Here is a 14,912-nt window from a genome sequence, read left to right as displayed (position 1 = left end):
GGGGTGCCCCCGCTTGAGCGAAGCCGAGAGTGGGGTAGCGATCAGCCACAACGGCGCCACAGCCGCCGGATGGCATGTCGCGGCACCCCGGCAAGCGCCTGTCAGCCCCTCAGCAACAGCCACTCCTGGAGCTCGACCAGGTTGCCCTCCGGGTCCTTGAGATGGGCAACCCGCATCCTGTCGGTCATCGGCGCAGGCTCGCGCAGCATCGTCGCACCACGGCCGATGATCTCCGCGACGTAGGCGTCCAGGTCGTCGACGCGCAGGACGACCAAGGAGCGATGCCCGCAGGCGCTCTCACCCAGTTCGTCCAGGATCTCGGCCATCATGGCCCGGTCCTGCAGCGCGATCCCGGCGGAACCGGTGTGCGGGCTGAACTTCTCGTACGGGCCCTCGGTCGCCCCGGACTGCGGCTTGAGGCCGAGGACGTCGGCGTAGAAGCGGTAGCAGACGGCGAAGTCGGTGACCAGGAGCCGGACTTGGGCGAGTTCCACGATGTCCCCCAGGTGTCAGGACCAGCGGCCGGTGCGGCCCAGCAGCAGGGCCGCGGCGGCGGTGCCGGCGGTTGATGTACGCAACACGGTGGGACCGAGCACATACGCCCCGGCGCCCGCCTCCTCGAAGAGCGCCAACTCGTCCCGGGCGACGCCGCCTTCGGGGCCGACGACCAGCACGATCTCGCCCTGCGTGGGCAGTTCGGCACTCGCCAGCGGCCGGCTCTCGTGCTCGAAGTCGGAGTGCAGCACGCCCGCGAAGTCGGCGCGGGCGAGAAGCGCGGCCACCTGCTTGGTGGTTGCCGCGTCCGCGACCTCAGGGAAGCGCAGCCGGCGGGACTGCTTGCCGGCCTCGCGCGCGGTGGCCCGCCACTTGGCGAGCGCCTTCAGCCCCCGGTCGCCCTTCCACTGGGTGATGCACCGGGCGGCCTGCCAGGGCACGATCGCGTCGACGCCGGTCTCCGTCATCGTCTCCACGGCCAGCTCGCCGCGGTCGCCCTTGGGGAGGGCCTGGACGACGGTGATCCGGGGGCTGGGTTCGGGTTCCACCGGGAACTCGAAGGGCTCGACGACCATGTGGTCCTTGCCCGAGACGCTGACGACGACCCCGGCCGCGCCGCGCCCCCGGCCGTCCGTCAGCACCACCTGCTCGCCGGGCTGGAGCCGCCGTACCGAGACCGCGTGCCGCCCCTCGGGGCCGTCGACGTCGACGACCGAGCCGGGGCCCACGCCCTCCAGCGAGTCGACGACGAACACCGGCGCGGTCATCGCGGGCCGCCCTGGGCCGACAACGCTGTCCTGGCGGCGTCGAGTTCCTCGGCGAGCACCTCCACGAGCCGCCCGGCCGGCAGCTCGCGGGCCATCCGGTGGCCCTGGCCCGCCCACAGCGACAGGCCCTGCGCGTCCCCGGCCTTGGCGGCGGCCTTGCGCAGCGGCGAGGTCAGGTGGTTGATCTCGGGATAGGCGGCGGGCGCGTACGGGCCGTGCTCGCGCACGAAGCGGTTGACCAGTGCGCGCGCCGGCCGGCCGGAGAAGGCGCGGGTCAACTCGGTGCGCGCGAACAGGGGGTTGGTGAGCGCCTGCTTGTGCACGGCCTGGGCGCCGGACTCGGGGGTGGCGAGGAAGGCGGTGCCCAGCTGGGCCGCGCTCGCGCCGGCCGCGAGGACGGCGGCGATCTGGCTGCCGCGCATGATGCCGCCGGCGGCGACGACCGGGATGCGCACGGCCTCGCGGACCTGCGCGACCAGCGACAGCAGTCCGATGCCGGAGCCGTCGTTCGCGGGGAGGTCCCGGTGGGTGCCCTGATGGCCTCCGGCCTCCACGCCCTGTGCGATCACCGCGTCCGCACCGGCCTGCTCGACCGCGCGGGCCTCCTCGGCGGTGGTGGCGGTGACCAGGGTGAGGGTGCCGGCCCGGCGCAGCTTGTCGAGCACCTCACGGCTCGGCACCCCGAAGTGGAAGGAGACCACCGGTACCGGGTTGTCGAGGAGTACGGCGAGCTTGGCGTCGTAGCCGTCGTCCCGGCCGCTGTCCGGGTCGCCCAGCTCGGTCTCGTACCAGGCGGCCTCGCCGGCCAGCTGGTGGGCGTAGACCTCCACGGCGCCGGAAGGGGACGCGGCGTGAGCCGCTCCGGTGGAGCCGGTGCTTGCACCGGGGTACTCGGCTTGCGGCATGAACACGTTGACGCCGAAGGGGCGGCTCGTGAGCCCCCGGAGCTGCTTGATCTCCTGGTACATGCCGTCGGCGGTCTTGTACCCGGCGGCGAGAAACCCGAGGCCGCCGGCCTCGGAGACGGCGGCGGCGAGCTGCGGGACGGAGACGCCGCCCGCCATGGGGGCCTGCACGATCGGGAGGGGGAAGAGATCGGTCAGCGCGGAGGACATGACCGCATGTTGTCACGTCCTTTGAACAAGTCCGAATCCGGGCTTCCCACGGCATAGGACAGGGGCATACCGGGTGCCGGAGCACCGCCGTACGCCCCTGTCCGGCAACGGCTCAGCGACCGTTGAAGGCATCCTTCAAGCGCGAGAACAGCCCCTGCTGACCCGGCTGGAACTGGCCCTGCGGCCGCTCCTCGCCGCGCAGCTTGGCCAGCTCGCGCAGCAGGCGTTCCTGCTCGGGGTCCAGCTTGGTCGGCGTCGTGACCTCGACATGCACGATGAGGTCACCCCGGCCGCCGCCGCGCAGGTGCGTGACACCGCGGTTGTGCAGCGGGATCGACTGGCCGGACTGGGTGCCGGGCCGGATGTCGACCTCCTCCATGCCGTCGAGCGTCTCCAGCGGCACCTTCGTGCCGAGCGCCGCCGCGGTCATCGGGATCGTCACCGTGCAGTGCAGGTCGTCGCCGCGCCGCTGGAAGGTCTGGTGCGGCAGCTCGTGGATCTCGACGTACAGGTCACCGGCGGGACCGCCGCCGGGGCCGACCTCGCCCTCACCGGCGAGCTGGATCCGGGTGCCGTTGTCGACACCGGCCGGGATCTTCACGGTGAGCGTGCGACGGGAGCGGACCCGGCCGTCGCCCGCGCACTCGGGGCACGGGGTCGGCACGACCGTGCCGAAGCCCTGGCACTGGGGGCAGGGCCGGGAGGTCATGACCTGGCCCAGGAAGGACCGGGTGACCTGCGAGACCTCGCCGCGGCCGCGGCACATGTCACACGTCTGAGCGGTCGTGCCGGGCGCCGCGCCCTCGCCGTTGCAGGTGTTGCAGACGACCGCGGTGTCGACCTGGATGTCCTTGGTCGTCCCGAAGGCCGCCTCGTCCAGCTCGACCTCGATCCGGATCATCGCGTCCTGGCCGCGCCGGGTGCGCGAGCGCGGGCCGCGCTGCGACGCCGTGCCGAAGAACGCGTCCATGATGTCGGAGAAGTTGCCGAAGCCACCGGCGCCGAAGCCGCCCGCACCGGCGCCGCCCGCCTGCGAGAGCGGATCGCCGCCGAGGTCGTAGACCTGCTTCTTCTGCGGGTCCGACAGCACCTCGTAAGCGGCGTTGATCTCCTTGAACCGCTCCTGGGTCTTCGGGTCGGGGTTGACGTCCGGGTGCAGCTCGCGCGCGAGCCGACGGAACGCCTTCTTGATCTCATCCTGCGACGCGTCGCGGCGCACGCCGAGAACGGCGTAGTAGTCCGTGGCCACTTACGACTCCGCCAGGATCTGTCCGACGTACCGTGCCACTGCGCGTACCGCTCCCATCGTTCCCGGGTAGTCCATGCGGGTCGGTCCGACCACGCCGAGCTTGGCAACCGCCTCGCCGCCCGAACCGTAACCGACCGACACCACGGAGGTGGAGTTGAGTCCCTCGTGGGCGTTCTCGTGCCCGATGCGCACCATCACGCCCGGATCCTTCGCCTCGCCCAGGAGCTTGAGGAGCACGACATGCTCCTCCAGGGCCTCCAGAACGGGCCGGATCGTGAGGGGAAAGTCATGTCCGAAGCGGGTGAGATTGGCGGTTCCGCCGATCATCAGCCGCTCCTCGTTCTCCTCGACGAGTGTCTCCAGAAGGGTGGAGAGCACCGTCGAGACCGTACCGCGGTCCTCCGGCTCGAAGGCGTCCGGCAGGTCCTCGACCAGCCGCGGCACGTCGGTGAACCGGCGGCCCGCGACCCGGCTGTTCAGCCGCGCCCGCAGATCGGCGAGGGAGGTCTCGCCGAAGGGCGCGGGGCAGTCGACCATCCGCTGCTCGACCCGGCCGGTGTCCGTGATCAGCACGAGCATCACGCGCGCCGGGGCGAGCGAGAGCAGCTCCACATGCCGGACGGTGGACCGGGTCAGGGACGGGTACTGCACGACGGCGACCTGCCGCGTGAGCTGCGCGAGCAGCCGCACGGTCCGCGCCACCACATCGTCGAGATCGACGGAGCCGTCCAGGAAGTTCTGGATCGCCCGCCGCTCGGGCGCGGTCATCGGCTTGACGCCCGCCAGCTTGTCCACGAACAGCCGGTAGCCCTTGTCGGTGGGGATGCGCCCGGCACTGGTGTGCGGCTGGGCGATGAACCCCTCGTCCTCCAGGGCCGCCATGTCGTTGCGGACGGTCGCCGGGGAGACCCCGAGGTTGTGCCGCTCGGTCAGGGCCTTCGACCCGACCGGCTCCTCGGTGCCGACATAGTCCTGGACGATGGCGCGCAGCACCTGAAGCCTGCGTTCACTCAGCATTCGCGCGCACCTCCAGCACGTCGTCCCCTCTGCCTCGCGGTCCGTCCGCCTGGCACTCTTCACATGCGAGTGCCAGCGTTCCCGGGCCCAGTGTACGGCTGTCGGGTACACCCAGGGCAAGGTCGGTGCGGTCACGGCGGCTCGTGGAGCTAGCGTCGCGGTATGACGGTGACTTGGGAAGAGCTGGGCTGGGAACGGCTGGCCGACGGGGTCGGCCGGTGCCGGCTGCCGGGCTGGGACTGCACGGCCGGGCTGGTCCTCGGGCAGGGTACGGCGCTGATGGTGGACGCCGGCTCCAGTCTGGCCGAGGGCGCGCGGCTGCGGGCGCAGGCCGAGGCACTGGCCGACGGCCGTGTGACCCATCTCGCGCTGACCCACCCCCATTTCGACCATGTCTTCGGGGCGGCCGCGCTCGCGGGGGCGCAGACGTACGGGGCGGTGGGCGTCGACGTGGTGTTCGCGTACGAGCGCGAGGAGCTGCGCCTGGACGCCGTGCGCAACGGACTCGCGGTGGCCGACGCCGACGAGGCGGTGGACGCGCTGGTGCCGCCCGGCCATCCGGTCTCCGGCGAGTGGACGCTGGACCTCGGCGCCGGCCGCCAGGCGCTGCTGGCGAACGTGGGCCCGGGGCACACGGCCCACGATCTCGCGGTGCTGATCCCGGGCTCTCCGGAGGTGGTCTTCTGCGGCGACCTGGTCGAGGAGTCCGGCGAGCCCCAGGCCGGCCCGGACGCGGTCCCGTCCCGCTGGCCGGACGCCCTGGACCGGCTGCTGTCCCTGGGCGGCGAGGACGCGCTGTACGTACCCGGTCACGGAGCGGTGGTGGACGCCGCGTTCGTCCGACGCCAACGCGACGAGCTGGCCACTCGCTTCGGCGTGTCGTGAGCGCGGCCGTACGGCTTCTCCTATCGTCACTCGAATGCGCCAGTACTCCGCCGACCTGACCCCGCCGTGGAAGAAGCAGCAGCCGGTGCCGGAGGTACCGGCGGAGCCCGGCCTGGTGGTCGAGGAGCCTGGCACCGGCTTCTGCGGCGCGGTGATCCGCTGCGAGGCCGGCACGGTGACGCTGGAGGACCGCTTCGGCAAGCACCGGGTGTTCCCGCTGGAGCCACGCGGCTTCCTGCTGGAGGGGCGCGTCGTGACGCTCGTACGACCGCCCTCCGGCGCTCCGGTACGGCCCACCCGTACCGCCTCCGGCTCGGTCGCCGTCCCCGGCGCCCGCGCCCGTGTGGCCCGCGCCGGCCGCATCTACGTGGAGGGCCGGCACGACGCGGAGCTGGTGGAGAAGGTCTGGGGCGACGACCTGCGCATCGAGGGCGTGGTCGTGGAGTACCTGGAGGGCGTGGACGACCTGCCGTCGATCGTGTCGTCCTTCGCGCCGGGTCCGGACGCGCGCCTGGGCGTGCTCGTGGACCACTTGGTGCCGGGCACGAAGGAGTGGCGGATCGCGGAGTCGGTGACCAGCGCACACGCGCTGGTGGTCGGCCACCCGTACATCGACATCTGGGAGGCGGTGAAGCCGGCCGCGCTGGGGATCGAGGCGTGGCCGAGGGTGCCGCACGGCCAGGACTGGAAGACGGGCGTGTGCCGGGCGCTGGGCTGGCCGTCGGAGAACACCGGGGCGGTGTGGCAGGCGATCCTGAAGCGGGTGGGGTCCTACAAGGACCTGGAGCCGGAGTTGCTGGGGCGGGTGGAGGAGCTGATCGATTTCGTTACGGGTAGCGGTGGGGCCTGACGTCGGGGAAGGTTCCGAACTCGCTGGTTTTCAGCTCGACACCCAGGACATCCAGCATCAGCGGCCGGCCGAACTTCTCGATGTACTGCGCCCGGTAGTTGGCGTCCTCGCCCTTTCCCTCGGGCTTTGTGAACAGAACGCACTGCGCCATGATCGGATCGATGACGAGATAGGCGGGCACGTTGCCTGCGGCATAGATCGAACGCTTGACGGCGTAGTCGCGGTGCACGCTGTTCTTGGAAACGACCTCGACGACCATCGTGATCAGTTGGCACGGCAGCAGACGCCCCGAATCGGGCAGGACGTCACGCGCCACGACCACGAGGTCCGGAACCGGCTCACTCGCCTCGTCGACGAGGTCCACGTCCTGGGTCTGAAGCGGATACCAGCGATCCAACGGAATCTGCCGCTCCGTCAGCAGCACGATCAGGTTGTGCACCAGATCAGGGCTGGCCATCATCACGATTTCCCCCCGCAGAAGCTCCGCTTTGAGCCCGTCAGGCGGCTCAAAACCCTCGAAGAACTCTGCGACTCCACGTTCGTCCACAGCGGTCATCTCCGTGGCCTCTACATTCGCCGCATACTGTCAGCGGCAGCCTACGAACCAGGTTAGGGGCCGAACCGGCGTCCGGCTGTGATTCACCCGCCCGAGTGATCAATCCACCAGGTCCCTGACCACCGCATCCGCCAGCAACCGCCCCCGCAGCGTCAGCGCGGCCCGCCCCTCCTCGTACGGCCGCTCCTGGAGGAGCCCCTCCCCCAGCGCGCGCCGGGCGGCCGCCAGGCCCTCCTCCTTCAGCAGGGACAGCGGCACGCCCTCCCGCAGCCGCAGCTCCAGCAGGATCCGCTCCACCCGCCGGTCCTCGTCGGACAGGAGCTCACGCCCCGCCCCCGGTGAACGGCCAGAGGCGAGGGCCGCCGCGTACGCGCCCGGATGCTTGACGTTCCACCAGCGGACCCCGCCCACGTGCGAGTGGGCGCCAGGGCCCGCGCCCCACCAGTCGGCGCCGCGCCAGTACAGCTCGTTGTGCAGACAGCGGCCCGCCCGAGAGGTGGCCCAGTTGGAGACCTCGTACCAGTCGAAGCCCGCCGCGGACAGGGTTTCCTCGGCGATCAGATAGCGGTCCGCGTGGACGTCGTCGTCCGTCATCGGGACCTCGCCCCGGCGGATCCGGCGGGCGAGCTGCGTGCCCTCCTCGACGATCAGCGCGTACGCGCTCACGTGATCCGGCCCGGCCCCGATCGCCGCGTCCAGCGAGGCCCGCCAGTCGTCGTCGCTCTCCCCCGGCGTGCCGTAGATCAGGTCGAGGTTGACGTGCTCGAAGCCGGCCGCCCGTGCCTCCGCCACACACGCCTCGGGGCGGCCCGGGGTGTGGGTCCGGTCGAGCACGCGCAGCACGTGCCGCTTCGCGCTCTGCATGCCGAAGGAGATCCGGTTGAAGCCGCCGTCCCGGAGGGTGGCCAGGTAGGCCGGGTCCACCGACTCCGGGTTCGCCTCCGTGGTGATCTCCGCGTCGGGTGCCAGCCCGAACTCGTCCCTGATCGCCCCCAGCATCCGTACGAGATCGTCCGCGGCCAGCAGGGTCGGCGTACCGCCGCCGACGAAGACCGTGCGGACCTGGCGTGGGTCGTCGCCGAGCACCTTGCGGGCGAGCCGGATCTCGTCCGTCAGCGTGTCCGCGTAGTTGTCGCGGGACGCCAGCACGCCGCCCGTGCCGCGCAGCTCGGTCGCGGTGTAGGTGTTGAAGTCGCAGTAGCCGCAGCGGGTCGCGCAGTACGGCACGTGCAGGTAGAAGCCGAGCGGGCGGTCTGCGGCCCCGGCGAGCGCGTGCGCGGGCAGCGCGCCGTCGGCGGGGACGGGCTCGCCGTCGGGGAGTGCGGAAGGCATGCCTTCCATTGTCCAGCACCGGCGCGCCTACTCCGCTTGCAGCACCAGCAGCGCGAGGTCGTCCTCGGGCAGGCCGCCGCCGAAGTCGTGCACCAGGCGGCGGATCCTTTCGGCGATCAGCTCGGCGCTCAGGCCCGCGCAGCCGGACAGGGCCTGGGCGAGCCCGTCGGCGTCGTCGAACTGGCGGGAGCCGGAGCGGCGCTCGGTCACCCCGTCGGTGACGCACAGCAGGCTGTCGCCGGGCCGCAGATCGAGGGTCTCGCTGGTGTAGGTCTCGTCCTCGACCACGCCGAGCAGGGTCTGCGGGCGGGCGGCGGTGCGCACCGTGCCGTCGGGGCTGAGGACGAGCGGGAGCGGGTGGCCGGCGGAGGCGAGGGTGCAGCGGACGCCGCCGTCGTACGGGGTCAGCTCGCCGTAGAGGAGGGACAGGAAGCGGGTCTGCGGGCCGTCTCCGGGGGCCACGGGGCGGCCGCCGGCGGCGACCAGGGCGCGCGCGGCCGCGTCGGCGGCCTCGGTGGCGTCGTCGAGGAGGAGCTGGTTGAGGCGGTCGAGGACGTCGGCGACGCGGTAGCCCTCGCGGGCGAGGAGGCGCAGCCAGGGGCGGGCGAGGCCGATCACGACGGCCGCCTCCGGGCCCTTGCCCTGGACGTCGCCGACCGCGAAACACCAGCGGCCGTTGCCGGCCGGGAACAGGTCGTAGAAGTCGCCGCTGGGGCCGCCCTTGTCGCACGGCTCGTACACGAGCGCGCTGCTCATGCCGGGGATCTCGGCGACCGCGCCGGGCAGCAGGCCACGCTGCAGGACGGCGCTGATGGTGGCCTGGCGGGCGTACTGGCGCGCCGCGCCGATGGCGAGCGCCACCCGGCGGCTGAGGTCCTCGACCAGCCCGGTGACCTCGTCGGGGAAGCACGTGAGCCCGCACCGGCCGATGACCAGGGTGCCGAGTGGCCGGCCGCCCGCGATCAGCCGGTACGCCAGCGCCGTGCCGTCGGCGCCCTCCGCGCCGAGCGCGTGGCCGGGCCACGGGTACGGCTCGGGGCCGGAGCTCAGCCCCTCGGGCGGGCAGGGCGGCTCCTTCTCCAGGGCGCAGCGCAGTTCCTCGATGCGGTTCTCGCTGGCGTGCCAGACCCGGTCGGGGCCGCCGCAGGCGCGGCCGCGCACGCTCGCCTCGTCCTCCAGCCACACCGCGCACCAGTCGGCGAGCCGGGGCACGAGGAGCTGGCCGGTCAGGGCGGTCACCAGGTTCTCGTCCAGTTGTCCGGCGAGCAGGTCGGAGGCCTCGGCGAGGAAGGACAGCGCGCCCCGGCCGAGCCAGTCCCCGGCGGCCACGGCGCGGTGCGGCTGCGGGGCCAGGTCCTCGGCGACCGCCAGGGCCGCGTCCGGTGCGGGGGCGACCGGGTCCTCGACGCCGCCCGGGGGCAGCCGCGCCCAGACGGTCTTGGCGCCGGTGCGGTAGGTGACGCCCCAGGACTCGGCGAGGGTGGTGACGAGCCGCAGGCCACGCCCGTACTCGGGGGTGTCGTACGCCCCCTCGCCGCCGAGGGCGTCGCGCGGTGCGCGGGACGGATGCCGGTCGCAGACCTCCACGACGAACGCGCCGTCCTCCTCCAGCCGCCAGTCGACCTCCATGTCCGTACCGGCGTGTACGACGGCGTTGGTGACCAGTTCGCTGACGACGGCCATGGCGTCGTCGGCGAGCCGGGCCGAGACCCCGGGCGCCTCGGCCAGCGTGGCCCGCACCAGCGCACGGGCCGTGCCGGGTGCGACGGGGCTCCCGGGCAGCGTGGTCCGCCCCCGCACCTCCCGGGCCGGGGCCGCCTCGCTCTCCCGCTGCGTGGGTATGGCCGCCATGTCCATGCGGCCAGGGTGACAGGCCGGGGGCACCTATAAGCGCTGAGTCACTGAAGTGACCAGAAGACGGCCACTTTCGAACGGCGGTGGGCGCAACTTACCCAGTTATCCAGTGGCGTGGGGAACTGCGCGACAAGCCACGACGGACCCGCAGCTCCCCACCCACCGAACCGCCGTCCCCTACTTCTCCCTGGCCCCGGCGTACATCTCGTCGATGAGGTGCTTGTACTCGCGCTCGACCACGGGACGCTTCAGCTTCAGGCTCGGCGTGATCTCCCCGTGCTCCACGTCGAGATCCCGGGGGAGCAGGCGGAACTTCTTGATCGTCTGCCACTTCTGCAGCCCGGCGTTGAGCTGCTGCACGTACCCGTCGACCATCTCCACGGTCTGCGGCGCGGCCACGACGTCGGCGTACGACCGCCCCTCCAGCCCGTTCTCCTTCGCCCAGTCCAGGAGCGCGAGCTCGTCCAGGGCGATGAGGGCGGTGCAGTAGTTCCGGTCGGCGCCGTGCACCAGGATGTTGGAGACGTACGGGCACACCCCCTTGAACTGGCCCTCGACCTCGGCCGGTGCGACGTACTTGCCGCCGGAGGTCTTGATCAGGTCCTTCTTGCGGTCGGTGATGCGCAGATAGCCGTCGGGCGACAGCTCGCCGATGTCGCCGGTGTGGAACCAGCCGTCGGACTCCAGCACCTCGACGGTCTTCTCGGGCAGCCCGTGGTAACCCTCCATGATGCCGGGGCCGCGCAGCAGGATCTCGCCGTCGTCGGCGATGCGCACCTCCGTGCCGGGCAGCGGCTTGCCGACCGTGCCGGTGCGGTAGGCCTCGCCGGGGTTGACGAAGGAGGCCGCGGAGGACTCGGTGAGGCCGTAGCCCTCCAGGATGTGGATGCCGGCGCCGGCGAAGAAGTAGCCGATCTCCGGGGCGAGCGCGGAGGCACCGGAGACACAGGCGCGCAGCCGGCCGCCGAAGGCCTCGCGGAGCTTGGCGTAGACGAGGGTGTCGGCGACCTTGTGCTTGGCGGCCAGCCCGAAGGGCGCCGCGTGGCTGCCGGTGCGGCGGAAGTTGTCCTGGGTGACCTTGGCGTACTCGCGGGCGACCTCGGCGGCCCACTGGAAGATCTTGTACTTGGCCGGGCCGCCCTCGCGGGCCTTGGCGGCGACGCCGTTGTAGACCTTCTCGAAGATGCGCGGCACGGCCGCCATGTACGTCGGCTGCACCACCGGAAGGTTCTCGATGATCTTGTCGACGCGGCCGTCGACGGCGGTGACGTGCCCGACCTCGATCTGCCCGGACGTGAGGACCTTGCCGAAGACGTGCGCGAGCGGCAGCCACAGGTACTGCACGTCCTCGCCGGTGATCAGGCCGGTCGCGGCGATCGCCTTGGCCATGTACGCCCAGTTGTCGTGCGGCAGGCGCACGCCCTTGGGGCGGCCGGTGGTGCCGGAGGTGTAGATGAGGGTGGCGAGCTGGTCCCGGGTGATCGCGCCGACCCGCTCCTTGATCAGCTCGGGGTGCGTCTCCAGGTAGGCGGCGCCGCGCTGCTCCAGCTCGGCGAGGGTGGTCACCCAGTCGTTCGTCTCCACGCCGGCCGGGTCGATGGCGACGACCTTGGTCAGGTCGGGCAGCTCGGCGCGCTTCTCAACGGCCTTGGCGACCTGGGCCGCGTCCTCGGCGATCAGCACCCGGCTCTCGGAGTCGGAGAGGATGAAGGCCGACTCGTCCGAGTTCGTCTGCGGGTAGATGGTGGTGGTCGCACCGCCGGCGCACATGATGCCGAGGTCGGCGAGGAGCCACTCGACGCGGGTGGAGGAGGCGAGCGCCACCCGCTGCTCCGGCTGTACGCCCAGTTCGACGAGCCCGGCCGCGATCGCGTACACCCGCTCGGCCGCCTGCGCCCAGCTCAGCGACTTCCAGTCGTCGGGGCCCTGACCGGAGGCCGGCGGCACCGGATAGCGGTAGGCCTCGGCGTCCGGTGTGGCCGCCACGCGCTCCAGGAAGAGGGCCGCCACGGACGGCGGACGGTTCTCGATCAAGGTCTGTGTGTCGCTCACGACATCCTCCGGGCCCGCGACGGTGCGGCTGTACTCGGTGCGGCTGGACTGACTCACGGTGGGGGTTCGCGCTGCTGTCTCGCTGTTGTTTAACTCGCGAGTAACTATCGAGCAGGGATCAGAGTAAGCCGCGACCGGCCGCTGCGTAAGGGGCATCGGCCGGTCTGTTTCCTCGCATGCTCCACGGAGAGCGACGTTACGCACGCGTAGGGACCCACCGCACTTTCGTACGACGGGCCCCCATAGGTCCGCTTTGGCGGCGTAACCCGCTGTTACCGCTGGTTACTTCTTGCCCTTGGCCGACCCCGCGCTGTCATCGCTGGACAGGACGGCGATGAAGGCTTCCTGCGGAACCTCCACGGAACCCACCATCTTCATCCGCTTCTTGCCTTCCTTCTGCTTCTCCAGCAGCTTCCGCTTACGGGAGATGTCACCGCCGTAGCACTTGGCGAGGACGTCCTTGCGGATGGCGCGGATGGTCTCGCGGGCGATGACCCGGGAACCGATGGCGGCCTGCACCGGCACCTCGAAGTTCTGCCGCGGGATCAGCTCCCTGAGCTTCGCGACGAGCCGCACGCCGTAGGCGTACGCCTGGTCCTTGTGGGTGATCGCCGAGAAGGCGTCCACCTTGTCGCCGTGCAGCAGGATGTCGACCTTGACGAGGCTGCTCGACTGCTCGCCCGTGGGCTCGTAGTCCAGCGAGGCATAGCCACGCGTCTTGGACTTCAGCTGGTCGAAGAAGTCGAAGACGATCTCCGCGAGCGGCAGGGTGTAGCGGATCTCGACCCGGTCCTCGGAGAGGTAGTCCATGCCGAGCAGGGTGCCGCGCCGGGTCTGGCACAGCTCCATGATCGCGCCGATGAACTCGGTCGGCGCGAGGATCGTTGCGCGCACGACCGGCTCGAAGACCTCGTCGATCTTGCCCTCGGGGAATTCGCTCGGGTTGGTGACGGTGACCTCGCTGCCGTCCTCCATGATCACGCGGTAGACCACGTTGGGGGCGGTGGCGATGAGGTCGAGCCCGAACTCGCGCTCCAGTCGCTCCCGGATGACGTCGAGGTGGAGGAGCCCGAGGAAGCCGACGCGGAAGCCGAAGCCGAGGGCGGCGGAGGTCTCCGGCTCGTAGACCAGCGCGGCGTCGTTGAGCTGCAGCTTGTCCAGGGCCTCGCGCAGCTCGGGGTAGTCGGAGCCGTCGAGCGGATACAGACCGGAGAAGACCATGGGCTTCGGGTCCTTGTACCCGCCGAGCGGCTCCGTGGCTCCCTTGTGCTGGCTGGTGACGGTGTCACCGACCTTGGACTGGCGGACGTCCTTCACACCGGTGATGAGATAGCCCACCTCGCCGACGCCGAGGCCGTCGGCCGGCAGCATCTCGGGCGAGTTGACGCCGATCTCCAGCAGCTCGTGCGTGGCGCCGGTGGACATCATCCGGATGCGCTCGCGCTTGTTGAGCTGGCCGTCGATGACACGGACGTACGTCACGACACCGCGGTACGAGTCGTAGACCGAGTCGAAGATCATCGCGCGGGCGGGCGCGTCGGCGACCCCGACCGGGGCCGGGATCTCCTTGACGACCTTGTTCAGCAGCGCGTCGACGCCGAGACCGGTCTTGGCCGAGACCTTGAGGACGTCCTCCGGGTCGCAGCCGACCAGGTTCGCCAGTTCCTCGGCGAACTTCTCCGGCTGGGCGGCCGGCAGGTCGATCTTGTTCAGCACCGGGATGATCGTGAGGTCGTTCTCCATCGCCAGGTAGAGGTTGGCGAGGGTCTGCGCCTCGATGCCCTGGGCGGCGTCGACGAGGAGGACGGTCCCCTCACAGGCGGCGAGCGACCGCGAGACCTCGTAGGTGAAGTCGACGTGCCCCGGGGTGTCGATCATGTTGAGGATGTGGGTCGCGCCCTTGTCGGGTCCCTCGGTGGGGGCCCAGGGCAGACGCACCGCCTGGGACTTGATCGTGATGCCGCGCTCGCGCTCGATGTCCATCCGGTCGAGGTACTGAGCACGCATCTGCCGCTGCTCGACCACACCGGTCAGCTGGAGCATCCGGTCGGCGAGTGTGGACTTGCCGTGGTCGATGTGCGCGATGATGCAGAAATTGCGGATCAGAGCCGGGTCGGTACGGCTCGGCTCGGGCACATGGTTAGGGGTCGCGGGCACGCAGGGTCCTGATTCTTGAGGTATCCGCAGGGTAAGGGTCTCGGGTCGGATCGATACGTAGTCTCCATGGTCCCATGCGGAGGGAGCATGGACCGTTTTGGGCCGCTCGCAGGGCCACTGGTACTGTAGATGGCTGTGCCTCATGCCCTCTCAGCGCGAGGCACGTCCGAGAAATTTGGATCACCGGTACGGGACCTTCACGGCCCCGCACCTGAACCTGAAAAGGCTCCTTCGTGGCGAACATCAAGTCCCAGATCAAGCGGATCAAGACCAACGAGAAGGCTCGGCTGCGCAACAAGGCCGTCAAGTCCTCCCTGAAGACCGCGATCCGCAAGGCCCGCGAGGCCGCTGCCGCGGGTGACGTGGAGAAGGCCACCGTGGCGGCGCGCGAGGCTGCGCGCAAGCTCGACAAGGCCGTCTCCAAGGGCGTCATCCACAAGAACCAGGCCGCCAACAAGAAGTCGGCGCTTGCTTCCAAGGTCGCGTCCCTCAAGGGCTGAACCCCCTTTTTGATCTGACCGCCGGAAGGACCCAGAGCGGGCCCTCTCTCATCCGCTTCCGTCCGGCACCCCGAGCCTGTACG

General features: G+C 70.9%; 13 protein-coding genes. 3 read left to right on the top strand and 10 right to left on the bottom strand.

The features are described from left to right. Nucleotides 1-101: 101 nt before the first annotated feature. The 5 genes from AB5L52_RS29625 to hrcA form a co-directional block, all read right to left on the bottom strand. Nucleotides 102-494, bottom strand: coding sequence for a VOC family protein (locus AB5L52_RS29625; RefSeq protein WP_351020394.1), 393 nt, complete (start codon nucleotides 492-494; stop codon nucleotides 102-104). Nucleotides 495-509: 15 nt separating this feature from the next. After that, a complete protein-coding gene (locus AB5L52_RS29620; protein ID WP_351020392.1) occupies nucleotides 510-1,262 on the bottom strand; it encodes a 16S rRNA (uracil(1498)-N(3))-methyltransferase in 753 nt (250 codons plus the stop codon). Next, nucleotides 1,259-2,377: a nitronate monooxygenase gene (locus AB5L52_RS29615; RefSeq protein ID WP_369367158.1), complete on the bottom strand. Its 1,119-nt coding sequence runs from the start codon at nucleotides 2,375-2,377 to the stop codon at nucleotides 1,259-1,261. The genes AB5L52_RS29620 and AB5L52_RS29615 overlap by 4 nt, the downstream gene beginning before the upstream one ends. Before the next feature lie 112 nt (nucleotides 2,378-2,489). Then, on the bottom strand, nucleotides 2,490-3,626 hold the full coding sequence (gene dnaJ, locus AB5L52_RS29610; protein ID WP_351020388.1) for a molecular chaperone DnaJ: 1,137 nt from the start codon (nucleotides 3,624-3,626) through the stop codon (nucleotides 2,490-2,492). After that, the gene (gene hrcA / locus AB5L52_RS29605; protein WP_351020386.1) at nucleotides 3,627-4,643 is read right to left on the bottom strand and encodes a heat-inducible transcriptional repressor HrcA; all 1,017 of its coding nucleotides are present in this window, start codon (nucleotides 4,641-4,643) and stop codon (nucleotides 3,627-3,629) included. A gap of 162 nt (nucleotides 4,644-4,805) precedes the next feature. Between hrcA and AB5L52_RS29600 the strand changes: the two genes are divergently transcribed. Beyond that, nucleotides 4,806-5,528 carry an MBL fold metallo-hydrolase gene (locus tag AB5L52_RS29600; RefSeq protein ID WP_351020384.1) on the top strand — a complete coding sequence of 241 codons (723 nt, stop codon included), beginning with the start codon at nucleotides 4,806-4,808 and terminating at the stop codon, nucleotides 5,526-5,528. Nucleotides 5,529-5,562: 34 nt separating this feature from the next. Continuing rightward, entirely contained in the window at nucleotides 5,563-6,378 is an 816-nt protein-coding gene (locus AB5L52_RS29595; RefSeq protein ID WP_351569668.1) for a DUF3097 domain-containing protein, read from the top strand. Here AB5L52_RS29595 and AB5L52_RS29590 read toward each other — a convergent pair. The 5 genes from AB5L52_RS29590 to lepA all read right to left on the bottom strand — a co-directional run bounded on the left by AB5L52_RS29590 (nucleotide 6,356) and on the right by lepA (nucleotide 14,329). Then, nucleotides 6,356-6,934: a Uma2 family endonuclease gene (locus AB5L52_RS29590; protein ID WP_351020380.1), complete on the bottom strand. Its 579-nt coding sequence runs from the start codon at nucleotides 6,932-6,934 to the stop codon at nucleotides 6,356-6,358. The genes AB5L52_RS29595 and AB5L52_RS29590 overlap by 23 nt on opposite strands. Before the next feature lie 99 nt (nucleotides 6,935-7,033). Continuing rightward, entirely contained in the window at nucleotides 7,034-8,266 is a 1,233-nt protein-coding gene (hemW, locus tag AB5L52_RS29585; RefSeq protein ID WP_369367157.1) for a radical SAM family heme chaperone HemW, read from the bottom strand. A gap of 27 nt (nucleotides 8,267-8,293) precedes the next feature. Further along, the gene (locus AB5L52_RS29580) at nucleotides 8,294-10,117 is read right to left on the bottom strand and encodes a SpoIIE family protein phosphatase (protein WP_369368995.1); all 1,824 of its coding nucleotides are present in this window, start codon (nucleotides 10,115-10,117) and stop codon (nucleotides 8,294-8,296) included. A gap of 180 nt (nucleotides 10,118-10,297) precedes the next feature. After that, complete coding sequence (locus AB5L52_RS29575) at nucleotides 10,298-12,172, bottom strand: AMP-dependent synthetase/ligase (protein WP_351020376.1); 1,875 nt, start codon at nucleotides 12,170-12,172, stop codon at nucleotides 10,298-10,300. Nucleotides 12,173-12,454: 282 nt separating this feature from the next. Then, a complete protein-coding gene (gene lepA / locus AB5L52_RS29570; protein WP_351020374.1) occupies nucleotides 12,455-14,329 on the bottom strand; it encodes a translation elongation factor 4 in 1,875 nt (624 codons plus the stop codon). 233 nt (nucleotides 14,330-14,562) lie between these two features. Between lepA and rpsT the strand changes: the two genes are divergently transcribed. Further along, nucleotides 14,563-14,829 (top strand): 30S ribosomal protein S20, encoded by a 267-nt coding sequence (gene rpsT, locus AB5L52_RS29565; RefSeq protein ID WP_351020372.1) that lies wholly within the window; start codon nucleotides 14,563-14,565, stop codon nucleotides 14,827-14,829. The last annotated feature ends 83 nt before the right edge of the window (nucleotides 14,830-14,912 follow it).

It is taken from the genome of Streptomyces sp. CG4, from assembly GCF_041080655.1.
In the GTDB taxonomy this organism is placed as follows: domain Bacteria; phylum Actinomycetota; class Actinomycetes; order Streptomycetales; family Streptomycetaceae; genus Streptomyces.
Note: the sequence above shows the minus strand (reverse complement) of the source record. Positions and strands in the feature narration are given on the sequence as shown.